The sequence below is a fragment of the Niveibacterium terrae genome (genome assembly GCF_048213115.1).
Taxonomy (GTDB): Bacteria; Pseudomonadota; Gammaproteobacteria; order Burkholderiales; family Rhodocyclaceae; genus Niveibacterium; species Niveibacterium terrae.
This window is the reverse complement of the sequence record NZ_CP172404.1, coordinates 1,366,400-1,390,710: the sequence shown is the minus strand read 5'-3', so window position 1 is coordinate 1,390,710 and position 24,311 is coordinate 1,366,400. Positions and strand designations below refer to the sequence as shown.

The following is a 24,311-nucleotide window of genomic DNA, read 5'->3' as shown; positions in this document are numbered from 1 at the left end:
CAGGAAACGAGGAGCCGGCTCACCGGGTAGGTGGCCGGCCTGTCGGAAAAAAGAATCAGGCCAGCTTGGTGCCGAAGATCTTGTCTCCGGCATCGCCGAGGCCGGGGATGATGTAGCCGTGTTCATTGAGGTGGCTGTCGATCGCCGCCGTATAGACGACGAGATCCGGATAGGCCTTCTCGACCGCGCGGATGCCTTCGGGCGCCGACACCAGGGTCAGCGCGCAGACGTGCTGGCAGCCATTGCGGCGGAGCATGTCCACAGTCGCCAGCAGCGAGCCGCCGGTCGCCAGCATCGGATCGATGATCCACGCGACGCGGGAGCCGAGATCGCCGACGAAACGCTCGAAATAGGGTTCGGGCATCAGGGTTTCTTCGTTGCGCGAGATCCCGACCACCGAGACCTTGGCCGACGGGATCATGTCCAGCACGCCGTCAAGCATGCCGATGCCGGCGCGCAGGATTGGCACGACGGTCACTTTCTTGCCCTTGATCTGGTCGATTTCGACCGGGCCGGCCCAGCCCTGGATCGTCACTTTTTCGAGTTCGAAATCCTTGGCGGCCTCGTAGGCCAGAAGGCGGGCAAGTTCCGCGGTCAGTTCGCGGAACTTTTTGGTGCTGATATCAGCTTCCCGCATCAGGCCAATTTTGTGTTTGACCAGCGGATGACGGACCTCGATGACAGGCATGGGAACTCCGGAAAGAAAATCAAAACCCGCCAAGGATAGCCGATAGCGAGCCCTCTCCTACCCTTTCAGGTCAATTACGGCCATCATCGATTCGATATGTCAGCGCTTCTTTCCCCCGATCAGACCCGCGACGCCGATCGCGATCAGGATCACCGGCCACCAGGTTCCCATCTGATGGAAGAGCTCGCGCAGGTGCAGCAAGCCGAAATTGCTGAGCAGAAAAAGGACTCCGACCACGATCAGGACCAGAGGGCCGACACGAAATTGCATGCTTCTCTCCTCGGAACAGAATGGTGACTGTGCCCTGAGCCGGATTTTCCCGCAAGATACATCTCCCGGCCATTCTCCCCGCCCTGGCTTGCACCGAGACGCTCTCCCGCCTACCATGGCGCCCCTTGCGAAGCCGCTTTCGCAAGTAAATCAATGGATAACATATGGGTATTTACGCGCTCAAGGATCGCGAACCGCAAATCGGCAAGGGCTGCTGGGTCGCCGAGAACGCGATGGTGGTCGGAACCGTCAGCCTGGGCGACAACGTGAACGTGTGGTTCGGCGCGACGCTGCGCGGCGACAACGATCCGATCACGATAGGCGAAGGTACGAACATTCAGGACGGGGCGATCCTGCACACCGACGAAGGCGTTCCACTGACGGTCGGAGCCGGAGTCACGATCGGCCATATGGTCATGCTGCACGGCTGCACGGTCGGCGACGGCTCGCTGATCGGCATCAACGCGGTCGTGCTGAACCGGGCTGTAATCGGCAAGCACTGCCTGATCGGCGCGAACACGCTGATCCCGGAAGGCAAAGTCATTCCCGACCGCTCGCTGGTCGTCGGCACGCCGGGGCGGATCATCCGCGAGCTGACCGATGCCGAGATCGCCCACCTCGAAAACAATGCGAAGTCCTATCTGGTGAACAAGGATCGCTTCAATGAAGGGCTTCGCCGGATAGGCTGATCTAGCGAAGCCTCGCTGCTACACTGTTCGCAACTGCACTTGCGAAGAGGCTTATCTGATGCGCCTGACCTTCCCGATGAAAGCCGCGACGACGTTCGCGCTCGCCGGTCTGTTGCCCCTGGCCGCGCTGGCCGCCCCCGCCCAGCCCTCCTCCGAAGCGCCGACCCTGGAGCTCTCGGTCGAAGCCCAGGGCAGCGCCCCCAACGACCTGTTCGCTGCAACGCTGTTTGCCGAAGCAACGGACAGCCGGCTCGCCCCCCTCGCCCGCAAGCTGAACACGGCGAGCACTGCGGCCCTCGCGACGATCAGGAGCGCCCCGGCGGTCAAGCTGCGCAGCAGCGCCACGAGGACGACTCCAGTCCGTGGGCGCGATGGCAACCGGATCGAGAGCTGGAGGATGGTCAGCGAGTTCGCGCTCGAATCGCGCGACGCCCAGGCGCTTTCCGAACTGATCACAAAACTGCAGGACTCCGGCCTGGGCCTCGCCCGGATCGACACGACGGCATCACAGCAGACGCGCAAGAAGACCGAGGACCAGGCCATAGGCGAAGCGATCGCGGCCTTCAAAGCCCGCGCTGAACTCGCCGCCCAGGCTCTGGGTCAGCACTACCGTATCCGCAAGATCACGATCAACACCCAGTCGGCGGAGCGCCCTCAACCGGTCTTCAGGGCCGCGCTGGCGAGTTCGGCCGGCGCCGCGGCACCGGTTGAAGCCGGAGAGAGCCTTCTGACGGTTTCGGTCAGCGGAACGGTCGAGCTGCTGCCGTGATCGCGCTGATCCAGCGAGTGCTCTCGGCGAGTGTCGTCGTCGCAGGCGAGACAATCGGCGAAATCGATTCCGGCCTGCTCGCCTTGATCGGCGTGCGCCCCGGGGACAGCGCGCGCGACGTCGGGCGGCTCACCGAACGGCTGCTCGGATACCGAGTCTTCACCGATGAGGCCGGGAAGATGAACCGCTCGCTCGCCGACACCGGAGGCGGCCTGCTGCTCGTCCCGCAGTTTACGCTGGCCGCCGACACCCGCAGCGGAACGCGTGCAAGCTTCACGGCCGCCGCGGCGCCGGATCAGGCCCGCGAGCTCTTTGACGCGCTCGTCGCTGAGGCCCGCCGTCGCCACGGACGGGTCGAAACCGGGCGTTTCGGCGCCGAAATGAACATCAGTCTGACCAACCATGGCCCAGTCACCTTCTGGCTCGAAAGCTGAGTGCCTGCGCGCGCTCGCTCTGGCTTTCGCACTCGTTCTACTCGGCGCCTGCTCCGTCGCGCCCACCGGGCGTGACCGCGCGGCACGCAGCTACCTCCACCTCGCCGACCCGAATCAGACCAGCGACATCGTCGTCTATGCGCTGGGCCTCGTCGATACCGGTTACCGCTTTGGTGGCAGCAATCCGGAAGCCGGCCTTGACTGCAGCGGCATGGTCAGCCACGTCGTTCAGAGCGTTTCCGGCCTGCGCCTGCCGCACAATGCCGCACAGATCGCCGGCGTGACGCGGCCGATCCCGCGCGGCGCACTGCGCCCGGGCGATCTGGTGTTTTTCAACACGATGAACCGCCCCTACTCACACATGGGGCTCTACATCGGAGACGGGCGTTTCATCCACGCCCCGTCCGCGAAAGGTCGGGTCAGGATAGAAAAACTCGACAGCGCCTATTTCGCGTCCCGCTTTGACGGCGCCCGCACGCTGACGAATTGAACCCGATCAACGGCCCACGGTGGCGAGCAAACTCTTCAGGTACTGGATCGGGATCGCATAGGTGATGCCCGAAGGCTGGGAGAGCGCGCTCTCGCGGCTGCCCTTGACGAAGACCATGTTGACGATCGCCAGCACTACCCCGCTGTCCGGGTCGAAGACCGGGCTGCCGCTGTTGCCCGGATAGGCCGTCGCGTCGAGCTGTAAGACGTTGAAAGCGCCTTCCCTGGCTCGTCGCACGGCCTGCGCATTGAGCTGGGCGCTGCCCTGCTGGGGCAGCACGATAGGCGTGATCGCTGCAACGATGCCCCTGTGCGTGGCCGGATTCGGGCCCAGAATGCCGATGATCGGATAGCCGGTAAAGGCGATCGACTGCCCTTCCCTGCCCTGCCCCCCGTCACCCAGCGTAAGCGGCGCGAGCCGGGCGCCCGTGAGCTTGAGCAAGGCCAGGTCGTGGGTAGGGTCGCTACCGACCTTCGCGACCTTGAAGGCCTGCTGGGTTCCCGGCGAGGGCATGCTGATCACGATCAGCTCCTCGAAGTGCTCCTCGTCCAGAGTCGTCGGCACGACGTGGGAATTGGTCGCGATCAGCGAGCCGTCGCCGACGACAAATCCGGTCCCGAGCAGATGGAACTGAGGCGAGCGGGCGCGCTGGAAAGTGCCGACCGCAACGATAGAGGGTTTGACCTGACGGATCGTCTCAGTCAGATCCGCATGCGCGGCCCCCGGCCACAGCCAGGCCAGGATCAGCAGCGCTTCAGCGGAAAGCGATCGCCGGAGAAGGCGAGACCAGATGCTCATCAAAGGGGTGAGAAGGCTTGCGGAACATCCCGTAGATCCGTTTGACATAGTCGATGGTCTCCCGGTAGGGCGGGATTCCGTGGCAGCGGTCGACCGCTCCCTCGCCCGCGTTGTAGGCGGCGAGCGCGAGCAGCACGTCTCCCCGGTAATACGAAAGCAGCCAGCGCAGATAGGCGAGCCCACCGCGAATGTTCTGCGTCGGATCGTAGAGATTGACGACCTTGAAACGCTGGGCCGTCCCGGGGATCAGCTGCATCACGCCGAAGGCGTTGCGCGGGCTCCTCGCCAGCGATTCGAAGTTCGACTCCGCCGCCGCCACCGCCAGCGCAAGGCGCGGATCGATCGCGTACTGGGGTGAGAGCAGCCGGATCAGCTGAGCAACCCGCCGCTTGTTCGGCGCCAGGCTCGCAAGGATCTGATCCAGATCCGCATCGTCGGCGATCGCCTGCCGCGCGGCAGGCGCGGAGGAAGCGTTCGCGACCGGTGGGCGCGGCATCAGGCAGGGCGGCAGGACCCCGGCCGAAGGACCAAAGAAGCGCTGGGCATTGACGGCCGGTGCGAAGCCCATATGGGCCGCGCGGCCGATCAAGGTCGCGGCGATCTCCTCGCTGCGCGCAACGCCCTGCCCGTTGCCGTACATCCAGCCCAGCGCGAAAAAGGCTTCGGCGCTGCCGTAACGGGCGGCATCACAGTAGAACTCGGCGGCGCGCGAGACGTCCTGGGTCAGACCGTCGCCGCGCTCGTACTGAACGGCCGTTGCGAGCAACTGCCCGGCGAGCTCGCCCTCGGCCACATCCAGCGCGGAGCCGGCGAAAGTCGGCGGCGCGAGGACGAGGGCCAGCAGTGCGGCGAGCCGCTTCATCGCAAGGCCTTACAGCCTCCAGAAGCGCGCGCCGGCGGCGGCGACCGCTTCGGGGTCGTAGAAGCTCTTGACATCGACGAAGACGCCATTGGGTTCGAGTTTTTCGAGCAGGATCGGCAGCCCCATGTCCGCGTACTGCTGGTGCGCAACGCAGGCGACGATCGCGGCCGCCTTTGGGAGCTTTTCCCACGGAGTCAGCTCGACTCCGTATTCGTGCCGGCATTCGTCGTTGTCGGCGAGCGGATCGTGGATCACGACTTCGATGCCGAAGCTCGCCAGCTCGTGGATCACATCGATGACCCGGCTGTTGCGAAGATCCGGGCAGTTCTCCTTGAAAGTCATGCCCAGCACCAGCACTTTCGCGCCCTTGACCGGATGCTCGGTCGCGATCAGCTGCTTGACGGTCTGCTCGGCGATGTACTTGCCCATGCTGTCGTTGATCCGACGCCCGGCCAGGATCACCTGCGGGTGATAGCCGATCATGTCGGCCTTGTGGGTCAGATAGTATGGATCAACGCCGATGCAGTGGCCACCGACCAGACCCGGACGGAAAGGCAGGAAATTCCACTTCGTTCCGGCCGCCTTGAGCACATCCAGCGTGTCGATGCCGATTTTGTGGAAGATCACCGAGAGCTCGTTCATCAGCGCGATATTGAGGTCGCGCTGCGTGTTCTCGATCACTTTCGCGGCTTCAGCGACCTTGATGCTGCTCGCGCGGTGCACTCCGGCGGTGATTACCGAACCGTAGACGCTGGCGACGCGCTCCAGCGTTTCCGGCGTATCGCCCGAGACCACCTTGGTGATCTTGGTCAGCGTCCTCTCCTTGTCGCCCGGATTGATGCGCTCGGGCGAATAGCCGACGAAGAAGTCCTTCTTCCACTTGAGGCCCGATACGCGCTCGATGATCGGGATGCAGACTTCTTCGGTCGCCCCCGGATAGACCGTCGATTCATAGACCACGGTCGCGCCGGGCTTGATGTACTTGCCGACCGACTCGGACGACTTGACGAGCGGCGTGAAGTCCGGCTGATGCGCTTCATCGACAGGAGTCGGCACCGCGACAATGATGAAGTCGGCTTCACGGATCACGGCCGGATCCGTGTGACAGGAGAGATGAGTCGCCGCGCGCAGATCCTCGCTGGAGACTTCCCCTGTGGGGTCGAAGAACTGGCGGTAAGCTGCAACTTTCTTCTCCGACATGTCGAAACCCAGTGTCCTTCCCTGTTTGCCGAAGGCGACAGCGAGGGGAAGGCCCACATAGCCCAGGCCGATGACTGCAATAGTGGTCATGTTCCAGATACTCTTTTCAAAGTTTCAATCGATCTCTCAGAGCGTCTTGAGCAGTTTTTCTGCTTCCTGACGCACCGGGGAATTCTGTCCTGCGCCGCGCACCAGCTGATCGAGCTCGCTGCGCGCCCCGCTCTTGTTGCCGGTCTTGATCAGAGAACGCGCCAGGTTCAGGCGGATCTCTCCGTTTTTCGGCGCCAGGCCGACTGCGCGGCGCCAAAGTTCCTGAGCCGGAGCGACCTGTCCGCCGGCGTCGAGCAGCCCCGCTTTCGTGTCGAGCGCGGCGGGCGCGTCCGGCACCAGCGCGAGCGCCCGGTCCACATAGGATATCGCTTTCGGGTCTTTGAGCTGCCCGGCAACCCAGGCAAGATTGTTGAGAATCAACGCATTCTTGGGCTCGATCTCGATCAGTCCCTTGTAGATCCGCGCCGCTTCCTGGTATTCACGGGCCGCAAGAGCCCTCTCGGCAAGATAGGCCGGGAAGGCAAGGTCCTTGGGCTGAGTGCGGATCCAGTCGCTGCGCAACCGGTTCGCTTCGCTCGCCTTGCCCGCCAGAAGCAGCGCATTGTGGAGCTTGGCGGCGAGCAGCCCGTCCTTCGTCAGCTCCAGCGCCCGCGCATAGGCCACCGCGGACGCGTTCCAGTCCTTCGCGACCGAGCGCGCCTCGCCTTCGAGGAAGAAGCCCTGGGAGTCTTTGGGCTTGGCCTTCTGCAGATCGCGGGCGAGAGCGACCGCGTCATCTATCTTCTTCTGGTCAATCTTCAGCGCGAACATCCGGCGGTTCGCCTCATTCGAGTCGGGTTGCAGCTGCAGCGCCCGCCTGAGGCTCGCCTCAGCCCCCGCCGTATCGCGGGTGCTGTACTGGCCGTCGGCGAGCATGATCAGCGCTTTCGCCGACTTCGGTTGCAGCTGAACGACTTTCTGCAGCAAGGAAATTCCCTGCTGGGTGTCCCCCGCCTGAAGCTGGGCGGCGGCGGCAAGCGACAGAGCTGGCGCATTCCTCGGGAAAGCCGCAGCAAGATCATTGCCCGCGGCCTGAGCCGCTTTTTTGTCGCCCGTGCGCAAGAGCAGCTCGACCAGCGCCATCCGTGGCTCGACGGCCATCGCATTGGCAGCGATCGCGCGCTCGAGCACTTTCCTGACCGCCTCGGGTTTCGCATGAGTCTGGATCAGAAGGCGGGCCAGCCCCAGCGCGGCCCCGGTGTTCTTGCCATCCTTGTCCAGGATGGCCTGGAAGCGCGCCTTGGCCTGATCCGGTTTGCCCTGATCGAGATCCAGGCGCGCGAGATTCGCCGCGGCGGGCACGAATCCGGGTTCGACCTGCAGCGCCTTTTCAAAGGCCTGACGCGCCCCCTGCATATCCTTGCTCTGGACCAGCACGGCCCCGAGTACGTTGAACGAAACCCCCCTCTTCGGCGCGCGGCGGATCAGCTCATCTGCCGTCGCCCGCGCCTTGGCGAGATTGCCTTCGTGCAGATGAGTCATCGCCAGTGCGATCAGGGCTTCATTCGCGTCCGGGGACAGCGCTGCGGCACTTTCCAGGTCGCGGATCCCGGCGCTCAAGTCACCTTCGAGAAGCCGAACAACGCCCATCCGGGTCTTGGCTGCAGGATCCTTGGGGTTGCTCGCACTCGCTTTCGCGAAATACTGTTGGGAATGCGGGAAGTCCCCGGTCTGCAGCGCCGCCTGCCCGGCGATCAGAAAGGACTGAGGATCGGGCTTGTCCGGATCGAGCAGAGGCTGGATCACTTCGAGAGCGCGCGCCGGATCGCGCACGGCCAGATGACAGCGCGCCAGAATCCGCCGCGCTTCTGCGGCGCGAGGAGCCCTGGCCAGCGCGTGTTCGAGCTGGGTCTGGGCGGCCGCATAGTCCTTGAGCCGGAAGAGCGCCGTCCCCTCGACGATCAGGGCCGGCACGAATTCGGAATTCGCCTTCAGCACTTGCCGTGCGGCATCGCGGGCGGCTTCGTTGCGGCCGCGCTTGAGCGCAAGCATCGCTTCGACGAGGCGTACCTGGAGGTTACTCGGCATCGCCTTGTGCGCAAGAACCAGCTCGGCATCCGCCTCATCGAGACGGGAGAGGGAGATCAGGATCTGCACCTTGTGCAGACGCGGCTTGATGTCGCGCGGCTTCAGGCGGATCTGGGTGCTGATGTCAGCGAGAGCCTTGTCCACCTTGCCGTCGACCTGAAAGAGATCCGCCCGCAGATTCAGCGCGTCATATTCCAGCGGGTTTTTGGCCAGGATCGCATCGACCTGGCTCAACGCACAGGCGAAATCCTTGCGGACCGCCGCGATCCTGGACAGCGTCAGCTTCGCGCCGACGCTGCCCGGATCCACGCCCAGAGCCTCCTTCGCGGCGCTCTCGGCCTTTTCGATCTGCTGGTCGACGAGCCAGGCGTCGGAGCGCGCAACAGCGACCGCCACCTTGAGCGCCGAAGTGTTTGCCGTGATCGCATCCAGTTCGGTGAGCCATTCCTTGGACTTGCCCTGGCTCAGCAGGGAGCGACTCAGCAGAGGAATCACGAGTTCTTTGGGCTGACCGGCATCGAGCGCCTTGCGCAACTCCTTTTCTGCGCCAATCATGTCCCCGCTGTCGAGCAGGATCTGACCGAACAGCAAACGCGCCTCGGCAAGATCCGGCTTCTTCTGCAGTGCGTTCTTCAGCTGTATCGTCGCCGCATTGACATCCCCCTTGGCGAGATAGTCGCGCGCCGAACTCATCATCTTCTCGGGGCTGTCGCCACAAGCGGCAAGCAGCAGACCCAGGGTCAGGGCAGCAATCAGCTTCTTCGAACGGAATCCGGGCATGGTCAATCCTGAGTTAAATGGTTTCCCGTTTCAGACCAAAACGGTTCATCAGGTCATAGAGCGTGGGCCGGCTGATGCCGAGGATTTCGGCAGCCCGGGCGATGTTGCCATTGACGCGTGAGAGCACCCGCACAATGGCCTTGTGCTCGGCCTCATCGCGGATCTGGCGCAGGTTGAGCCGTGCAAGATCCTCATCCGGAGCCGAAAGACCGAGGTCATCGGCGCAGATCCGCCCTCCTTCGGCCATGATCACCGCGCGTTTGACACAGTTCTCGAGCTCGCGGACGTTTCCTGGCCAGCTGTGGGCTTCGATCGCTGCGACCGCGTCTTCGGCGAGGTTCATCGAGCCGCGCTTGTTCTCGGCCGCAAAACGCTGCACGAAAGCGTGGGCGAGCAGGCTCGCATCGCCGTTGCGGCTTCTCAGCGGAGGAATCTCGATCACGATCTCGGCCAACCGGTAGTAGAGATCCTCGCGAAAGCGTCCCAGCGCAATCTGGGACTTAAGATTCTGGTGGGTCGCGCAGACGACGCGGACATCGACCGGAATCTCGTCACGACCACCGATGCGCTCGACGACCCTCTCCTGCAGGAAGCGCAGGAGCTTGGCCTGCAGCGAAGTCGGCAGATCGCCGATCTCATCGAGAAAGAGCGTGCCTTTGTGCGCGAGTTCGAACTTGCCCTGGGTCTGCTTGACCGCACCGGTGAACGCACCTTTCTCGTGACCGAAGAGTTCGCTCTCGAGCAGATTCTCGGGAATCGCCGCGCAGTTGATCGCAACGAAGCGCTCGTTCTTGCGGCAGGACGCTTCATGCACCCCTCGCGCCAGCACTTCCTTGCCGGTCCCGCTCTCGCCGAGCAGCATCACGCTGACATTGGCAGAAGCGACTTTCTCGATCGTGCGCAAAAGCCTCTGCATGCCCGGATCGCGTGTCAATACCGCACCGAGCGGCCCCGCCGCGTTGTTCATCTGCAGGCGCCGGTTCTCCAGCTGCAGGTCGAACATCCGGAAGGCCCGATCGATTGTCAGCAGCAGCAGTTCCGGTTCGAAGGGCTTCGCAAAGAAATCGTAGGCCCCGGCCGCCACCGCACGCACCGCGTTCTCGCGGTCGTGCTGTCCGGTCAGCACGATGACCCGGGTGTCGGGCACCAGCGTAAGCAGCTCGGAGAGCAGCCTGAAGCCTTCTGTGGTGTCGTCGGGGAAAGGCGGGAGCCCCAGATCCATCGTCACGACCGCAGGCTCGAAGCGGCGCAGCTGGGTCAGAGCCGACTCCCTGTCCTCGGCCGTCACGACCTCATACTGGTCGAAAGCCCATTTCATCTGCTTTTGCAGCGCAGGGTCGTCCTCGATGATCAGCAGGCTTCTTTTCTTGTCGTTCATGTCTCACGCCGCCGCACTGGCAAGGTCCGCACCGAGCACGGGCAGGCGAACGATCATCCGGGTACCCTGGCCGGGCTCGCTCTCGACGTCGATCTTCCCGCCCAGCTCACTGATGTACTGCAAGGCTTCGTAGGCGCCGATTCCCATTCCTGCTTTCTTGGTCGTCTGAAAAGGCTTGAACAAGCGCTCGCGGATGAACTGGGCCGACATGCCCGCACCGGTGTCACGCACTTCGGTGCAAACCCAGGCGCCATCCGCGTAGACCTCGGCACTGACGATACCCTCGTCATCGGTGGCGTCGAGTGCATTTTGCACAATGTGGCCAACGACGCGTTCGACCCGCTCCGGGTGGGCCATCGTCAGCAGGCCGGGCTCACCGGAGACCTTGATCTCGGGTTTTTGCTGACGCTTGGCTTCGGCTATCCGGCGCAGCACATCGAACAGGTCGACCGGCCGCCGCGGATCGATCGGACGCTTTTCCTGCAGCTGCCCCATCAGATCCTGCATCCTCTGCTGAACGTGCCTGACCGTCTCGAGCATGTCCTGCTGGAACTCGGGATTGCCGACGTGTCGATCGGCATTCCTGAGCATCAGCTGCAGCTGGGCGACGAGATTCTTCAGATCGTGGACAACGAAGGCCGACATCCGGTTGAAGGAGTCGAACTTCTGCGCTTCGAGCAAGGCCTCTGTTGCGCGCATCCGCTCGAGCTGAACCGCCGCCTGCCGACCCGCGAGCTTCAGAAGATCGAGCACTTCCCAGTCGACATCGATTCGGGTTCGTGCCGTCAGCAGCACGACGAAACCTTCGAGTTCCTCGCCAACGAATAGCGGCACGATCAACCAGGCATCGGGAAGCTCGGACACCCATTCCGGCGGCACGAAACCTTCGTAGCTCGAAGGATGACTCCTCACCTGTTCCAGATCGATGATCCAGCCGCTCGTGCGCAGAAAGAGCGCCAACGGGCCATCGCCCGCCTCTTCAGCCGAAAGCGGATGGACATTCATCCGCCCCTCCGGGATAAAGGCTCCGCTTCGGTTCTTGAGCCACAGCACGCCGCCCGGGCTCTCGACCAGATCGGCGAGCGTGCGCACGATCCTGATCAGGAAATCCGGACCGCCTTCGCTCGCCACCAGCGCATTCGTCACCTTCAACCACTCAGACCGATAGTCGTAGCGGTAACGGAAGAAATGCTTGGACAGCCAGACCTTGAGGTGGGCACGCAGCGAACCGGAGAACAGCGCGATCACGGTCACGACCAGGCTGACGAAGAAGAGCAGGGTCTGCAGGCTGCGCCCCCACTCGCCACCAAAATAGCGAACCCAGTAGCCAACGCCCGAGACGACCAGCAGGAAGCCGCCGACCAGAGCCAGAGCCGTCGTATGAAAAGCCACTTCCCGCGACAGCGAAATCCGGAAATCCCAGTCGCGACTGCGCGTCGCCGATACCGCAACCAGAGGCATCGTCAGCGCGGCGGGAACCGCGCGCAGCGCCCACAGCGCGAGATCGACGCGGCGGAACAGAAAAGCGTCGGCCAGGACGTAGATATCGAAGAAGAAACTGGCCGCCAGCCCCAGGCACAAGGGCTTGATCCCCCAACGCGACTCGACCGGGAAATTGCGGTAGAGCTGTTCGACGGCGACCAGACCGGTCACCGCGCAGGCCAGAGCGCTCGCGATGGATGCGAGGCCTGATCCTTGCCAGCCTCCCAGACCCAGCAGGATCGAAAGGTCTATCGCCGCCCTGGCGGCAACCGAGGCGAGCACCAATGTGCGAATCCTCGCGACCGAAGACGCGACGGCGCCCCCCTCCGGACTCAGCAAGGCCATGCAGAACACGATCCAGAAGCCGATCCGCGCTGCATCGGCGAGGCTCGCCAGCACCCATAGCTGCCACAGCGGATGGAAGGCGAAGAGGCCGGAGAGCGCACACCACAGTGCACTCGCGGCGACCGCGCAGAGCAGCCAGCCTCCCCGTCGCGTCCCCCGCCAACCAAACCAGAGGTGAAGGCCGAAGAGCAGAAAGACCGTCAAACCCAGTCCGTAGCACCAGGCAGCCCACTCCGAAGTCAGTGCATTCATCGTCGAGATCCGCGGCCCGCTTCAGTGCGCGCCTTCGCCGGTCAACACGACGCGAACCGTTTCAGCGAGAATCAGAGTGTCGAGAAAGAGCGTGTGATTCTTGACGTAGTAGAGGTCGTACTGCAGTTTCTGAACCGCGTCGTCCTTCGAGGCTCCGTACTGATAACGAACCTGGGCCCAGCCGGTCAGACCGGGCTTGACGCAGTGGCGGACCGCGAAATACGGAATCTCGCGCGCAAGCTGGTCGACAAAATACGGGCGTTCGGGCCGGGGGCCGACCATACTCATGTCCCCGCGCAAGACGTTGAAGAGCTGGGGCAGCTCATCGATTCGCGTTCTGCGGATGAAAAGCCCGACCCGGGTGATCCGGTCATCCTGTTTCGCCGCCCAGCGCGGGCCGTCCTTTTCCGCATCCAGACGCATGCTGCGGAACTTGAAGACACGGAAAACCCGGCCCCCCTGACCGACCCGCTCTTGCGAATAGAGGATGGGAAAACCCGTCTCGATTCCGATCGCGATCGCGGCCAGCAGCATCACGGGCCAGAGCAGCGCAAACAGCAGCAGCGCCGCACCGAGATCGAAAGCGCGCTTGATCAACGAGCGCAGCCAGCCCTGACGGAAACCTTCACCGTAGATCAGCCAGCTCGCTTTGAGCGCATCGAGGCGGATCTGACCGCGTACCCGCTCATAGAACGAGGACAGGTCGAGAACCTTGACTCCGGCGAGCTTGCAGTCGAGCAGCTGCTTAAGCGACATCGAGCCGCCGCGCCGCTCACGCACCGCGACGATGATCTGGTTGATGCGGTGCTCGCGGACGACATCGAGCAGCGGCGTAGCACCGGGAAGAATGCGCGAGATTCCGACCATGACTTCATCGTTGTTCGCGGCCTGATAGAAACCGACCACCTCGATCGCAGCGGCCCGCAAGTTCTTGATGCTCTTCTCTATCGTCAGCGCTTCGCTGCCCGTACCGATCACGAGCGCCCGCTTGCGCCACAGCGGCTCCCCCGCAGCTCCGACCGCGAAACTGCGCAGGATCAGAACGATCCCGAGCAGCAGGATCGCCGTCACCTCCCCCCCCCTCTGTTCCAGCCCGCCCCAGGGCAGAAGACGGAACACACCATAAGCGATGGGCACGCTCGCGAGAAGTGACAGCAGAACCCGGAAGAGCGTGTGATACAGACTGCCGGTGGGCCCTCCGCTATAAAGACCCAATATCCCGTTGAAGGACACCATGACCAGAGCGAAGACCAGAGCCGAAGGCGCAACCTGGCCAAGCAGGCCCAGTCCCGCATGGAACCTGAAGCTCGCCGCCCCCAGGATGCCCAGGAACACCAGCACTCCGTCGAGGAAGAACTGGGCCAGCGCATTGGCGGGTACGTAGTGATTGAAGATTCTCAGCATTTAGCCCCTCCTGAAAGGAGTGATGACCGCGCGAAACACGACCAGGAGGAATGGAATGCTTTCACGATAATGAAGCCTGGCCGGGCTGCTCGTGACAAATCTCACGACCAGGCAAAAACCGAGAACATCAAAAAAGTCAATAAAAAACAATGATTTGCACAGCCACATTCGCCTTTTTCGAGCTTTTCGCCGTGAGGCACATCACGTCCAAAGCGAAAACGCCCCGCTATCTGGCCCCGGATCCGGCTGCTACACTCGCCCTTCCCTGCCTCAATCTCCCTGAAAATGCGACAGCCCCCGGGAATCGTCCATCTGGTCGGCGCCGGCCCCGGCGAAACGGATCTGCTGACTCTGCGCGCGGCTCGGCTGATCGCATCGGCCGACGCGATCGTGTTCGACCATCTGGTCGGCGGTGGCGTGCTCGAACTCGCCCGCGCTGACGCGCAGTGTCTCTATGTCGGCAAGCAGGCCGGCCATCACACGCTGGACCAGGCCGAGATCAACGCGCGGCTGGTCCGCCTCGCGCGCGATGGCCTTGATGTCGTCCGGCTCAAGGGGGGAGACCCGTTCATCTTCGGACGCGGTGGAGAAGAGATCCTCGCCCTCGTCGAGGCCGGGATACGCTTCGACGTGACGCCCGGCGTCACCGCCGCGAGCGGTGCGGCGGCTTATTCCGGAATCCCGCTGACCCACCGGCAGATCGCCCGCAGCTGCGTGTTTGCGACCGGCCACTTTCACGATGGCAGCTGCGATCTGGACTGGCCTTCGCTTGCCCGCCCCGACCAGACCGTCGTGATCTACATGGGCGTCGGAGCGCTGCCGGTGATCAGCGCTCAGCTGATCGCCCACGGCCTCGCCGCGAGCACTCCGGCCGCAGCGATCCGCAACGCTAGCCTGCCCGACCAGAAAACGCTGCTCGGCACGCTCGCCGATCTGCCCGAAAAAGTCCGAACCGCGAAGCTGACCCCGCCCGCCCTGCTCGTGATCGGCGAAGTCGTGCGCCTCAGAGACGGCCTGAACTGGTTCGAACAGACATGAACCCGACGAAAATCCTCCTCCTCATCGCCTTGCCGCTTCTCGCCCGTTCCGCGTCGGCGCAAATGACCGAAACCGTCAGCACCAGGACTTACCGAGTCGAGCAGAGCGAAGCGGACTCGCTGCTGCAGGCAATCGATCGAGCAACGCCGATCCGCGAAGACGGAAAAATCTTCCATGGCTACACGACCAGGAACATCCACTGGAATTTCCGGTGGAATCGCGCCTCCGACGGGCGTTGCACGCTGACCCGGAACAACACGCAGCTCAGCGCCGAGATCACCCTTCCTGAACTGGTCACGACAGGATCACCGGCCAGACGCGAATTCTCCGACTACGTCAGCAAGCTGCGCCTCCATGAGCAGGGGCATGTACAGATCGCCCGCTCCGCCGCGCAGCGGATCGACGCCGGAATCGCTGCACTGCCGTCGATGAGCAGCTGCCCCGAGCTGGAAAAGACGGCGAATCAGCTCGGCCAGCGGCTGATCGATCAGGCGAAACAGGAAGGACGGCGCTACGACGAAGCGACCGGGCACGGCAGGACTCAGGGAGCCAGGCTTCCGCGCTGAACGCGCCGTCTTCAGCCGAGAACTTCGCGCAACGCGCGGCCGGCGCGCGCGATCACGGCATCGGCCTGCGGGAAGATCCGGCCCATCGTGATGAAGCCGTGGATCGTGTCGGACACATCGTCGACCGCGACATCGACTCCGGCATCGCGCAGCGCCTGCGCAAAGGCGAGACCATCGTCGTGGAGCGGATCGCACTGGGCCAGCACGATACGGGTGGACGGAAGATTGCCGAGGAAGAGCGCGTCGGCGGGCGATGCGCGCCAGTCCAGGCGATCCTGACCGGCGGGCAGATAGTTGGCCTGAAACCACGCTAAAGTGTCGGCATCGAGCAGGAATCCGTCACCAAAATCCGCGAACGAAGCGCCCCCGGGATTCTGACTCGCGACCGGATAGATCAGCAGTTGGGCGCGCAGCGCCGGCCATCCGGCATCACGGGCGGACAGCGCCGCGACCGCGGCGAGATTGCCTCCGGCGCTGTCGCCTGCCACCGCGATCCGCGCCGGATCGAGCGCCAGATCCGCACCGTGGGCGGCCACCCAGTCGAGCGCGAACAGAGCATCGTCGACCGCGGCCGGGAAAGGGTATTCAGGGGCGAGCCGATAGTCGACGGCCAGAACCGCGGCCGAGCCGGCTTCGGCCAGCGCCCGGCAAAAGGAATCGTAGCCGTCCAGGCTGCCCAGGGTCCAGCCGCCGCCGTGAAAGAAGAGCACGACCGGAAGAGCAGAGATGGCGTCAGGCGGACGGTAGAGCCGCGCCTTGAGGGCTCCGCCCGAGCGGGGCGGACGCGGCAGCTTCAGCTCGGTCGTCACAGCCGGCGCAAGCGATCGCGGCTGATAGCCGAGCAGCAGTTTGGTGAAGGAGTGGCGAGCCTCGCCGAGGCCCATCTCGTGCAGACGGGGCAAACCGGCCCGATACGCCGCGGCGAGCAGCGCTCTTGCCTGGGCCGCGAGCACGGAATCAGGCGGCGACGCGTTCGACGCGCAGGTCGACCTTGAGCGGAGCGCCCTGGGTCAACACGCGATGCTGGGTCGTATTGACGTAGAGTGTCTTGCCACCATAGGAAATCCGGGCGGACAAGGCATAGGTGCGCTTCTGGTCGATCCTGGCCGAAGGAACGGAAAATTCGAACGGAATCGGACCATCCTCTTCAGCCGAAAGACGCATGCGCGCGAGCACGAGGCCCGGAGCATCGGTCAGCGAGATGTCGGCAAGCTCAATGTCGATGACCGCCTGAGGCGGCAGCGCAAGCCCGTCACCATAGTTGATACGGCCGCGCACGGTCGCATGAGCGGTCTCCGGCAGAGTCCCGACGCCCGCCATTGCAAGCGCCAGAACTGCGAACACCGTGCTGCGGCGACGGCCACTGGATTTGCCTGAAGCCATGAATGCCAATAAAATCAGGAGTTTTCGACGCCACCAGGCCCATTCACTGGGGGGAAAGGCCTGATTACTCGTCGTAAGTGGTGCCGGGAGAGGGACTCGAACCCTCACAGTGTTACCACCGGCGGATTTTGAATCCGCTGCGTCTACCGATTCCGCCATCCCGGCGCGGAAGTCCTAATTATCCCGGAAACCCCCCATTCCATCAAGCAAAGCTCATGCCGTATTTTGTATCCGAGTTTGACTATCACCTGCCGCCCGAGCTGATCGCCCAGGCGCCACTTGCCGAGCGCAGCGCCAGCCGACTGTTGCACGTTCAACAACACACCCTCGACGATCGCCATTTCCGCGACCTGCCCGAGCTGCTCACACCGGGAGATCTGCTGATCATGAACGACAGCCGGGTGTTGCACGCCCGGCTCCACGGCCGCAAGGAAACCGGTGGCGAAGTCGAAGTACTGATCGAGCGCCCGATCGGCGACAGCGAAGCGCTGGCGATGGTTCGCGCCTCCAAGTCGCCCAAGCCCGGCTCCAGGCTGCGCCTCGAAGAGGCATTCGACGTCGAAGTGCTCGGTCGGGCCGGCGAGTTCTTCCATCTGCGCTTTCCTGAGGGCCAGACCGTCGTCGAGCTGATCGAACGCCACGGCGCGCTGCCGCTGCCGCCCTACATCGACCGCGCCGCGGCAGAAGCGGACGAGAAGCGCTATCAGACCGTCTATGCTCACGAACTCGGCTCGGTCGCCGCGCCGACCGCCGGCCTGCACTTCGACGAAGCGGTGCTCGCACGCCTTGCCGAGCGCGGCATCCGCCGCGCCTTCGTGACGCTGCACGTCGGCGCCGGAACCTTCCAGCCCGTCCGTGCCGAAAAGATCGAGGACCATCAGATGCACCGCGAGTGCTACACGGTCCCACAGGCCACCGTCGAGGCGATCGCCGCGACCCGCGCCGCCGGGGGCAGGGTGATCTGCGTCGGCACGACATCGTTGCGCGCACTCGAATCGGCCGCCCAGGGCGGCGAGCTCAAGGCCGGCAGCGCCGAAACCGGGATCTTCATCACCCCGGGCTTCCGCTTCCAGGTCGCCGACGGCCTCGTCACGAACTTCCACCTGCCCCGCTCGACGCTGCTGATGCTGGTCTCGGCCCTGGCCGGCATCGAGACGATACGCGCAGCCTATGCCCACGCCGTCGCCGAGCGCTACCGCTTCTTCAGCTACGGAGACGCGATGCTGCTCGAAAGAAAGTAAGGCTTCGCCGCTGCGCGAACACCGCCTGCCCGGGAACCCGCAGCCCTCATCCGCGTCATCTGCGACCAGGCTTTCGGGTTTTCCCCCGCCCCACCACCTTTGCGAAAAGCATCATGAAATTCGAACTCGTCACCACTTCCGGGGCCGCCCGCCGCGGCCGCCTGCAGCTCAACCACGGCATCGTCGAGACCCCGGTCTTCATGCCGGTCGGCACCTACGGCACCGTCAAGGCGATGAGCCCGCTCGAACTCGACGAGATCGGCGCGCAGATCTGCCTGGGCAACACATTTCACCTGTGGCTGAGGCCAGGCGTTGAAGTGATGAACACCTTCGGCGGCCTTCACGACTTCATGAACTGGCACAAGCCCATCCTGACCGACTCGGGCGGCTTCCAGGTCTTCTCGCTCGGCGCACTGCGCAAGATCACCGAGGAAGGCGTCAAGTTCAGCTCGCCGATCGACGGCGCAAAGCTGCTGCTGACGCCCGAAGAGTCGATGCGAATCCAGCGCGCGCTGAACTCCGACATCGTGATGATCTTCGACGAATGCACACCCTACCCGGCCGATCACGCGACCGCCGCGCAGTCGATGCGCCTGTCGCAGCGCTGGGCGAGGCGTTCGCGCGACGAGTTCGACCGACTGGAGAACCCCAACGCGCTGTTCGGCATCGTCCAGGGCGGCATGCACGAAGAGCTGCGCGATGAGTCGCTGGCTGGCCTCGAAGAGATCGGCTTCAACGGCTACGCGATCGGTGGCCTTTCGGTCGGCGAGCCGAAGGAAGAGATGGAGAGGATGCTCTCCTATGTCGCGCCGCGCCTGCCGACCCACAAGCCGCGCTATCTGATGGGGGTGGGCACGCCCGAGGACCTCGTCTATGGCGTCGCCCACGGCATCGACATGTTCGACTGCGTGATGCCGACCCGCAACGCGCGCAACGGCTGGATCTTCACCCAGTGGGGCAACCTGAAAATCCGCAACGCGAAGCACCGCAACGACCCGCGCCCGCTCGACGAAGCCTGCACCTGTTACTGCTGCCGCAACTTCTCGCGCGCCTACCTGCACCACCTCGATCGCGCCAAGGAAATCCTCGGCGCCCGTCTGATGACCGTGCACAACCTGCACTACTACCAGCAGCTGATGCGCGAGATGCGGGCCGCGATTGAAGCCGACGCATTCGAGGTATTCGTCGCCGATTTTCACGCCCGGCGCGCCCGCGGAACCGATTGAGCAGGATCACAACCACCCGGCTTGGCGGGCTCGCGAGCCGGGCTGTCACGATCACACTGCTATACTGCCCGACTTGTTACTGAATCCATTTCCAACAGGAGTACACCGTGCTGATATCCAATGCCTACGCCGCAGGCGCGGCCCCGGGGCCGAGCGAGGGCATCATGGGCCTTCTGCCCATCATCCTGATGTTCGGCGTCCTGTGGTTCCTGATGATCCGCCCGCAGATGAAGCGTGCCAAGGAACACAAGAAGCTGCTCGAAGCGCTCGCGAAGGGCGATGAAGTGATCACCCAGGGCGGAATCGCCGGCAAGGTCGTCAGCGTCAGCGACAACTACGTCCACGTCGAAATCGCCGCCAACACCGAAATCCTGGTGCAAAAACCCGCCATCTCGACCGTGCTGCCCAAGGGCACGCTCAAGAACGCCTGACCAACCCGCAGAGCAAGGAACGGGAGCCGGAGCCCACAGGGTTCCAGCCCCCCAGCTTCCCTCCGCTTCACGCAGCTCTTTCCAACATGAACCGCTATCCCCTCTGGAAGAATCTCCTGATCCTGGTGGTGCTCTTCCTCGGCGTGATCTACACGCTGCCGAACTTCTACGGTGAAGTCCCCGCCGTTCAAGTCTCCAGCGCCAAGGCCACCGTCAAGCTCGACCCCGCCATCGTCGCCAAAGCTGAACAGGCCCTGAAACAGGCCGGCGTCAGCTACGACCAGGCCTATTTCGACACCAACACCGTGCGCGTGCGCCTCGCTACTGGCGAAGCCCAGCTCAAGGCCAAGGACGCGCTCGAACACGCTTTCAACCCCGATCCGAAAGATCCCGCCTACACGATCGCGCTGAACCTGCTGTCGGCCAGCCCGACCTGGCTCACCTCGGTGCACGCACTGCCGATGTATCTGGGCCTGGACCTGCGCGGCGGCGTGCATTTCCTGCTCCAGGTCGACATGAAGGGCGCGATCACGAAGCGCCTGGATTCGACGACCGGTGACCTGCGCAGCCAGCTGCGCGACAAGGGCGTTCGCCACGGCGGCGTCAGCCGCGACGGTGAAAACCTCGTCGTCCGCTTCCACGATGCCGACGTGCGCAACCGTGCCCGCGAGATCATCCGCGACCGCGTTCCCGATCTGATCCTGACCGAGAAGGCCGAAGGCGACGAACTGCTTCTGGTCGGCACGCTGACCCAGGTCGCGAAGCAGAAGATCCAGGAAGACGCGGTCAAACAGAACATCACGACGCTGCACAACCGGATCAACGAACTGGGCGTCGCCGAACCGGTGGTCCAGCAACAGGGCGCCGACCGCATCGTCGTCCAGCTGCCGGGCGTGCAGGACGTCGCGAAAGCCAAGGACTTGATCGGCCGCACCGCAACTCTGGAAGTGCGGATGGTTGACGAGACCGCGACCCAGGCCGGTGGCGGCGCAGGCACCGACACCTTCCCGGAACGCCGTGGCGACCAGGTGATCCCGGTCGTGGTCAAAAAGCAGATCGTGCTGACCGGGGACCGCTTCAACGGAGCCTCACAAGGACAGGATCAGCAGAGCCATGGCTCGATCGTCTCGGTCGATCTGGACGCCGCCGGCGGCCGAATCATGCGCGACGTGACCCGCGAGAACATCGGCAAGCGGATGGCAATCATCCTGTTCGAGCGCGGCAAGGGCGAAGCGATCTCGGTCGCGACGATCCAGGGCGAGTTCTCGAACCGTTTCCAGATCTCCGGTCAGTTCTCGCCGGAAGAAGCGAACGGGTTGGCGATCCTGATCCGCTCGGGTTCGCTCGCCGCGCCTATGGACATCGTCGAAGAACGCACGATCGGCCCGAGCCTGGGTGCCGACAACATCAAGAAGGGCTTCCACTCGACTCTGTGGGGCTTCTCGGCGATCGCGGTGTTCATGCTGCTCTACTACATGGTGTTCGGCGCGATTTCGGTGACCGCTCTGGCGGCCAACTTGATGCTGCTGCTCGCACTGCTTTCGCTGCTGCAGGCAACGCTGACGCTGCCCGGCATCGCGGCGATCGCCTTCACGCTGGGCATGGCGATCGACTCGAACGTGCTGATCAACGAGCGTATTCGTGAAGAGCTGCGCAACGGCGCATCGCCTCAGGCGGCGATCACCGCGGGCTATGACCACGCGTTCAGCACGATTCTGGACTCGAACGTGACCACGCTGATCGCCGGTATCGCTCTGTTGATCTTCGGTTCCGGCCCGATCCGTGGCTTCGCGGTCGTCCACTGTCTGGGCATCATCACTTCGATGTTCAGTTCGGTTCTGGTCTCCCGGATGCTCACCAACTTCATCTACGGCCGCCGCCGCAAGCTCGAAAAGCTCGCGATCGGTCAGATCTGGAAACCCCAGGCGTGATGTGGCAGGGGGCGCGCGAGCGCCCCTCCACCTAACCCTCACGAGGCAAAAAATGGAATTCTTCCGTATCCGGAAAGACATCCCCTTCATGCGTCATGCGTTGGTCTTCAACGTCATTTCGCTGATCACCTTCATCGCCGCCGTCTTCTTCCTGGCGACCCGTGGGCTGAACTTCTCGGTCGAGTTCACCGGCGGCACGCTGATGGAAGTCAATTACGCGACGGCCCCTCAGCTCGAACCGATCCGGACCGGGCTGACGCAGGCCGGCTTCACCGACGTTCAGGTCCAGAACTTTGGCAGCGCGCGCGACGTGATGATCCGCCTGCCCAACCACGGTCAGGGCACCAGCGCGCAGATCTCGAACAAGGTCATGACTGCCCTGGCCAAGATCTCCGGCCCCAAGGCCGAACTGCGCCGCGTCGAATTCGTCGGTCCGCAGGTCGGCAAGGAACTTGCATCCGACGGTTCGCTGGCCCTGCTGCTGGTCGTCGTCGGCATCGTGATCTACCTGTCGATCCGCTTCGAATGGCGGCTCGCGGTCAGCGCGATCATCGCGAACCTGCACGACGTCGTGATCATCCTGGGCTTCTTCGCGTTCTTCCAGTGGGAATTCTCGCTGCCGGTGCTGGCTGCGGTTCTGGCCGTGCTGAGCTATTCGGTCAACGAGTCGGTCATCGTCTTCGACCGGGTCCGCGAGACTTTCCGCAACAGCCGGATGCGCGGCCTGGCCGTCCATGAAGTGATCAACCACGCGATCACCAGCACGATCTCGCGGACCATCATCACTCACGGTTCGACCGAGATGATGATCCTGTCGATGCTGATCTTCGGTGGCCAGACCCTGCACTACTTCGCACTCGCGATGACGATCGGCATCCTGTTCGGTATCTACTCGTCGGTGCTGGTCGCCTCTCCTCTGGCGATGTGGCTCGGCGTCAAGCGCGAACAGTTCATCGTCAAACCGCGCGAGAAGCAGGAAGCGGTGGTCTGAGTATCATTTTGGATCGGGTCAGAAGACCCGATCCCGGAAAGCAGAACGGCCCGGGAAACCGGGCCGTTTTCACATCCAGCTGGACTGAAGCGGTGCCGGCATCAGCGTCCGTAGGTGTCCTCAAAGCGGACGATGTCGTCCTCGCCCAGATAGGAGCCGGACTGCACCTCGATCAGCTCAAGCGGGAGCTTGCCCGGATTGGCCAGGCGGTGCGTCGTACCCAGAGGGATATAGGTCGACTGATTCTCGGAGAGCAGCATCACTTTGTCGCCGTTGGTGATCTCGGCGGTGCCGCGGACGACGACCCAGTGCTCGGCGCGGTGGTGGTGCATCTGCAGGCTCAGCTTCGCCCCCGGATTGACGACGATGCGCTTGACCTGGAAGCGCTCACCCATGTCGATCGAGTCGTACCAGCCCCAGGGCCGGAACACCTTGCGGTGCTTCGTCGCTTCGTCCCGCCCGTCGGCCTTGAGCCGGGTCACGATCTTCTTGACGTCCTGGGTGTGATCCCTGTGCGCGACCATCACTGCATCGGGCGTCTCGACGACTACGATGTCCTTGAGCCCGATGCCGGCGACGAGGCGCGATTCGGCGAGGATGAAGCTGTCCGTACAGTCTTCGAGCAGCACGTCGCCATGCGTCGCATTGCCCTCTGCGTCCTGCTCGGACACCTGCCACAGCGCATCCCAGGCGCCGACATCCGACCAGCCCGCGGCGAGCGGCACGACGACGCCGCAGCCGATCTCGGGCGAGGCGGCCAGATGCTCCATCACCGCATAGTCGATCGAGTCGGACGGGCTCTTCAGGAACGGATCCTGGGCGACGCGGATGAAGTCCCCGTCGTCCTGGGCACCCGCCGCCGCCGCGCGGCAGGCCGCGGCAATCGCCGGCTTGAAGTGTTCGATCGCGGCCAGCCAGCGGCTCGCCCGGAACGCGAAGATGCCGCTGTTCCACAGGTATTCGCCGCTGGCGACATACTGTGCAGCCCTCGCCGCGTCGGGCTTTTCGACGAAGGCGGCAAGTTCGAGCGCCGAAGAGCCTTCCCGCTTCGCTCCGGTGCGGATGTAGCCGTAGCCGGTCTCGGGCCGGTCGGGCACGATGCCGAAGGTCACGAACGAGCCCGCCTGGGCCTCTTCCGCGCCGATCGCGATCGCGGCCTGGAAGGCCTTCACGTCGCGGATCACATGATCGGCCGGCATCACCAGCAGCACCGGATCCTCGCCCTTCGCCGTCGCGGCTAGAGCCGCCAGCGTCAGCGCCGGGGCCGTGTTGCGCCCGGCGGGCTCCAGCACGATGCGGCCCTTCTGACCGATCTGCCGCAGTTGCTCGGCGATCACGAAGCGGTATTCCTCGTTCGAGACGACCAGCACCTCGGGGGCGATCTCGAGCGCGGCGCCCGCGAGCCGCGTCGCGGTCGCCTGCAGCATCGTGTCGGCGCCGGCCAGCTGCAGCAGCTGTTTCGGGTACTGCTCGCGCGAGGCAGGCCACAGGCGGGTTCCGGATCCGCCGGACAGGATGACGACTTGGATACTCATCTTTTGCCTT

At 63.9% G+C, this 24,311-nt stretch carries 23 protein-coding genes and 1 tRNA gene; 11 read left to right on the top strand and 13 right to left on the bottom strand.

Annotation, left to right across the window (positions count from 1 at the left end; genetic code table 11):
• Positions 1 to 55 precede the first annotated feature (55 nt).
• Positions 56 to 688 (bottom strand): uracil phosphoribosyltransferase, encoded by a 633-nt coding sequence (upp, locus tag ACHFB9_RS06265; RefSeq protein ID WP_417070309.1) that lies wholly within the window; start codon positions 686 to 688, stop codon positions 56 to 58.
• Positions 689 to 787: 99 nt separating this feature from the next.
• Positions 788 to 958 (bottom strand): LiaI-LiaF-like domain-containing protein, encoded by a 171-nt coding sequence (locus tag ACHFB9_RS06260; protein WP_417070307.1) that lies wholly within the window; start codon positions 956 to 958, stop codon positions 788 to 790.
• A gap of 164 nt (positions 959 to 1,122) precedes the next feature.
• Between ACHFB9_RS06260 and ACHFB9_RS06255 the strand changes: the two genes are divergently transcribed.
• The 4 genes from ACHFB9_RS06255 to ACHFB9_RS06240 are packed head-to-tail and all read left to right on the top strand — an operon-like array spanning position 1,123 to position 3,340.
• Positions 1,123 to 1,647, top strand: a complete 525-nt coding sequence (locus ACHFB9_RS06255; RefSeq protein WP_417070306.1) for a gamma carbonic anhydrase family protein — start codon at positions 1,123 to 1,125, stop codon at positions 1,645 to 1,647.
• Positions 1,648 to 1,705: 58 nt separating this feature from the next.
• Positions 1,706 to 2,416 carry an SIMPL domain-containing protein gene (locus tag ACHFB9_RS06250; RefSeq protein WP_417070305.1) on the top strand — a complete coding sequence of 237 codons (711 nt, stop codon included), beginning with the start codon at positions 1,706 to 1,708 and terminating at the stop codon, positions 2,414 to 2,416.
• On the top strand, positions 2,413 to 2,850 hold the full coding sequence (gene dtd, locus ACHFB9_RS06245; RefSeq protein ID WP_417070303.1) for a D-aminoacyl-tRNA deacylase: 438 nt from the start codon (positions 2,413 to 2,415) through the stop codon (positions 2,848 to 2,850). Before ACHFB9_RS06250 ends, dtd begins: the two co-directional genes overlap by 4 nt.
• The gene (locus ACHFB9_RS06240; protein WP_417070302.1) at positions 2,819 to 3,340 is read left to right on the top strand and encodes a C40 family peptidase; all 522 of its coding nucleotides are present in this window, start codon (positions 2,819 to 2,821) and stop codon (positions 3,338 to 3,340) included. Before dtd ends, ACHFB9_RS06240 begins: the two co-directional genes overlap by 32 nt.
• 6 nt (positions 3,341 to 3,346) lie before the next feature.
• Here ACHFB9_RS06240 and ACHFB9_RS06235 read toward each other — a convergent pair whose 3' ends face one another.
• From ACHFB9_RS06235 to ACHFB9_RS06205, 7 genes are read right to left on the bottom strand one after another with little or no spacing between them, the layout of a single operon-like run.
• On the bottom strand, positions 3,347 to 4,138 hold the full coding sequence (locus tag ACHFB9_RS06235; protein ID WP_417070300.1) for a S1 family peptidase: 792 nt from the start codon (positions 4,136 to 4,138) through the stop codon (positions 3,347 to 3,349).
• The gene (locus ACHFB9_RS06230; RefSeq protein ID WP_417070298.1) at positions 4,095 to 5,000 is read right to left on the bottom strand and encodes a lytic transglycosylase domain-containing protein; all 906 of its coding nucleotides are present in this window, start codon (positions 4,998 to 5,000) and stop codon (positions 4,095 to 4,097) included. The genes ACHFB9_RS06235 and ACHFB9_RS06230 overlap by 44 nt, the downstream gene beginning before the upstream one ends.
• 9 nt (positions 5,001 to 5,009) lie before the next feature.
• Positions 5,010 to 6,290 (bottom strand): nucleotide sugar dehydrogenase, encoded by a 1,281-nt coding sequence (locus ACHFB9_RS06225; protein WP_417070296.1) that lies wholly within the window; start codon positions 6,288 to 6,290, stop codon positions 5,010 to 5,012.
• A 36-nt stretch (positions 6,291 to 6,326) separates the two neighbouring features.
• Positions 6,327 to 9,098 (bottom strand): XrtA/PEP-CTERM system TPR-repeat protein PrsT, encoded by a 2,772-nt coding sequence (prsT, locus tag ACHFB9_RS06220; RefSeq protein WP_417070294.1) that lies wholly within the window; start codon positions 9,096 to 9,098, stop codon positions 6,327 to 6,329.
• 13 nt (positions 9,099 to 9,111) lie between these two features.
• A complete protein-coding gene (gene prsR, locus ACHFB9_RS06215; RefSeq protein WP_417070293.1) occupies positions 9,112 to 10,476 on the bottom strand; it encodes a PEP-CTERM-box response regulator transcription factor in 1,365 nt (454 codons plus the stop codon).
• Between the two features lie 3 nt (positions 10,477 to 10,479).
• Positions 10,480 to 12,555, bottom strand: a complete 2,076-nt coding sequence (gene prsK, locus ACHFB9_RS06210; RefSeq protein ID WP_417070291.1) for an XrtA/PEP-CTERM system histidine kinase PrsK — start codon at positions 12,553 to 12,555, stop codon at positions 10,480 to 10,482.
• 21 nt (positions 12,556 to 12,576) lie between these two features.
• The gene (locus ACHFB9_RS06205) at positions 12,577 to 13,959 is read right to left on the bottom strand and encodes a TIGR03013 family XrtA/PEP-CTERM system glycosyltransferase (protein ID WP_417070289.1); all 1,383 of its coding nucleotides are present in this window, start codon (positions 13,957 to 13,959) and stop codon (positions 12,577 to 12,579) included.
• A 285-nt stretch (positions 13,960 to 14,244) separates the two neighbouring features.
• Between ACHFB9_RS06205 and cobA the strand changes: the two genes are divergently transcribed.
• Both cobA and ACHFB9_RS06195 read left to right on the top strand, forming a co-directional pair.
• Positions 14,245 to 14,997, top strand: coding sequence for a uroporphyrinogen-III C-methyltransferase (cobA, locus tag ACHFB9_RS06200; protein WP_417070287.1), 753 nt, complete (start codon positions 14,245 to 14,247; stop codon positions 14,995 to 14,997).
• Between the two features lie 62 nt (positions 14,998 to 15,059).
• Entirely contained in the window at positions 15,060 to 15,563 is a 504-nt protein-coding gene (locus tag ACHFB9_RS06195; RefSeq protein ID WP_417070285.1) for a DUF922 domain-containing protein, read from the top strand.
• Between the two features lie 11 nt (positions 15,564 to 15,574).
• On the opposite strand, the gene ACHFB9_RS06190 is transcribed toward ACHFB9_RS06195, so the two are convergent.
• The 3 genes from ACHFB9_RS06190 to ACHFB9_RS06180 all read right to left on the bottom strand — a co-directional run bounded on the left by ACHFB9_RS06190 (position 15,575) and on the right by ACHFB9_RS06180 (position 17,111).
• Positions 15,575 to 16,516: an alpha/beta hydrolase gene (locus tag ACHFB9_RS06190; protein WP_417070283.1), complete on the bottom strand. Its 942-nt coding sequence runs from the start codon at positions 16,514 to 16,516 to the stop codon at positions 15,575 to 15,577.
• A gap of 4 nt (positions 16,517 to 16,520) precedes the next feature.
• Positions 16,521 to 16,946 (bottom strand): YbaY family lipoprotein, encoded by a 426-nt coding sequence (locus ACHFB9_RS06185; RefSeq protein WP_417070282.1) that lies wholly within the window; start codon positions 16,944 to 16,946, stop codon positions 16,521 to 16,523.
• Between the two features lie 78 nt (positions 16,947 to 17,024).
• A tRNA-Leu gene (locus ACHFB9_RS06180) sits at positions 17,025 to 17,111 on the bottom strand.
• A gap of 50 nt (positions 17,112 to 17,161) precedes the next feature.
• Here ACHFB9_RS06180 and queA point away from each other — a divergent pair.
• The 5 genes from queA to secF all read left to right on the top strand — a co-directional run bounded on the left by queA (position 17,162) and on the right by secF (position 22,766).
• Positions 17,162 to 18,187 carry a tRNA preQ1(34) S-adenosylmethionine ribosyltransferase-isomerase QueA gene (gene queA / locus ACHFB9_RS06175; protein WP_417070280.1) on the top strand — a complete coding sequence of 342 codons (1,026 nt, stop codon included), beginning with the start codon at positions 17,162 to 17,164 and terminating at the stop codon, positions 18,185 to 18,187.
• 113 nt (positions 18,188 to 18,300) lie between these two features.
• The gene (tgt, locus tag ACHFB9_RS06170) at positions 18,301 to 19,413 is read left to right on the top strand and encodes a tRNA guanosine(34) transglycosylase Tgt (RefSeq protein ID WP_417070279.1); all 1,113 of its coding nucleotides are present in this window, start codon (positions 18,301 to 18,303) and stop codon (positions 19,411 to 19,413) included.
• A 164-nt stretch (positions 19,414 to 19,577) separates the two neighbouring features.
• Positions 19,578 to 19,844 (top strand): preprotein translocase subunit YajC, encoded by a 267-nt coding sequence (gene yajC / locus ACHFB9_RS06165; RefSeq protein WP_417071344.1) that lies wholly within the window; start codon positions 19,578 to 19,580, stop codon positions 19,842 to 19,844.
• A gap of 86 nt (positions 19,845 to 19,930) precedes the next feature.
• The gene (gene secD / locus ACHFB9_RS06160) at positions 19,931 to 21,775 is read left to right on the top strand and encodes a protein translocase subunit SecD (protein ID WP_417070278.1); all 1,845 of its coding nucleotides are present in this window, start codon (positions 19,931 to 19,933) and stop codon (positions 21,773 to 21,775) included.
• A gap of 52 nt (positions 21,776 to 21,827) precedes the next feature.
• Complete coding sequence (gene secF, locus ACHFB9_RS06155; RefSeq protein WP_417070276.1) at positions 21,828 to 22,766, top strand: protein translocase subunit SecF; 939 nt, start codon at positions 21,828 to 21,830, stop codon at positions 22,764 to 22,766.
• Between the two features lie 101 nt (positions 22,767 to 22,867).
• On the opposite strand, the gene ACHFB9_RS06150 is transcribed toward secF, so the two are convergent.
• Positions 22,868 to 24,301 carry a mannose-1-phosphate guanylyltransferase/mannose-6-phosphate isomerase gene (locus tag ACHFB9_RS06150; RefSeq protein ID WP_417070275.1) on the bottom strand — a complete coding sequence of 478 codons (1,434 nt, stop codon included), beginning with the start codon at positions 24,299 to 24,301 and terminating at the stop codon, positions 22,868 to 22,870.
• Positions 24,302 to 24,311: the final 10 nt, after the last annotated feature.

Coding starts and splice junctions, on each gene's coding strand:
- cobA (WP_417070287.1), top strand. CDS start 14,245: ATGCGACAGCCCCCGGGAATCGTCCATCTGGTCGGCGCCGGCCCCGGC.
- ACHFB9_RS06185 (WP_417070282.1), bottom strand. CDS start 16,946: ATGGCTTCAGGCAAATCCAGTGGCCGTCGCCGCAGCACGGTGTTCGCA.
- ACHFB9_RS06205 (WP_417070289.1), bottom strand. CDS start 13,959: ATGCTGAGAATCTTCAATCACTACGTACCCGCCAATGCGCTGGCCCAG.
- ACHFB9_RS06225 (WP_417070296.1), bottom strand. CDS start 6,290: ATGACCACTATTGCAGTCATCGGCCTGGGCTATGTGGGCCTTCCCCTC.
- prsT (WP_417070294.1), bottom strand. CDS start 9,098: ATGCCCGGATTCCGTTCGAAGAAGCTGATTGCTGCCCTGACCCTGGGT.
- secF (WP_417070276.1), top strand. CDS start 21,828: ATGGAATTCTTCCGTATCCGGAAAGACATCCCCTTCATGCGTCATGCG.
- secD (WP_417070278.1), top strand. CDS start 19,931: ATGAACCGCTATCCCCTCTGGAAGAATCTCCTGATCCTGGTGGTGCTC.
- ACHFB9_RS06235 (WP_417070300.1), bottom strand. CDS start 4,138: ATGAGCATCTGGTCTCGCCTTCTCCGGCGATCGCTTTCCGCTGAAGCG.
- ACHFB9_RS06260 (WP_417070307.1), bottom strand. CDS start 958: ATGCAATTTCGTGTCGGCCCTCTGGTCCTGATCGTGGTCGGAGTCCTT.
- ACHFB9_RS06150 (WP_417070275.1), bottom strand. CDS start 24,301: ATGAGTATCCAAGTCGTCATCCTGTCCGGCGGATCCGGAACCCGCCTG.
- ACHFB9_RS06255 (WP_417070306.1), top strand. CDS start 1,123: ATGGGTATTTACGCGCTCAAGGATCGCGAACCGCAAATCGGCAAGGGC.
- yajC (WP_417071344.1), top strand. CDS start 19,578: ATGGGCCTTCTGCCCATCATCCTGATGTTCGGCGTCCTGTGGTTCCTG.
- ACHFB9_RS06195 (WP_417070285.1), top strand. CDS start 15,060: ATGACCGAAACCGTCAGCACCAGGACTTACCGAGTCGAGCAGAGCGAA.
- prsR (WP_417070293.1), bottom strand. CDS start 10,476: ATGAACGACAAGAAAAGAAGCCTGCTGATCATCGAGGACGACCCTGCG.
- tgt (WP_417070279.1), top strand. CDS start 18,301: ATGAAATTCGAACTCGTCACCACTTCCGGGGCCGCCCGCCGCGGCCGC.
- ACHFB9_RS06230 (WP_417070298.1), bottom strand. CDS start 5,000: ATGAAGCGGCTCGCCGCACTGCTGGCCCTCGTCCTCGCGCCGCCGACT.
- prsK (WP_417070291.1), bottom strand. CDS start 12,555: ATGAATGCACTGACTTCGGAGTGGGCTGCCTGGTGCTACGGACTGGGT.
- ACHFB9_RS06250 (WP_417070305.1), top strand. CDS start 1,706: ATGCGCCTGACCTTCCCGATGAAAGCCGCGACGACGTTCGCGCTCGCC.
- queA (WP_417070280.1), top strand. CDS start 17,162: ATGCCGTATTTTGTATCCGAGTTTGACTATCACCTGCCGCCCGAGCTG.
- upp (WP_417070309.1), bottom strand. CDS start 688: ATGCCTGTCATCGAGGTCCGTCATCCGCTGGTCAAACACAAAATTGGC.
- ACHFB9_RS06240 (WP_417070302.1), top strand. CDS start 2,819: ATGGCCCAGTCACCTTCTGGCTCGAAAGCTGAGTGCCTGCGCGCGCTC.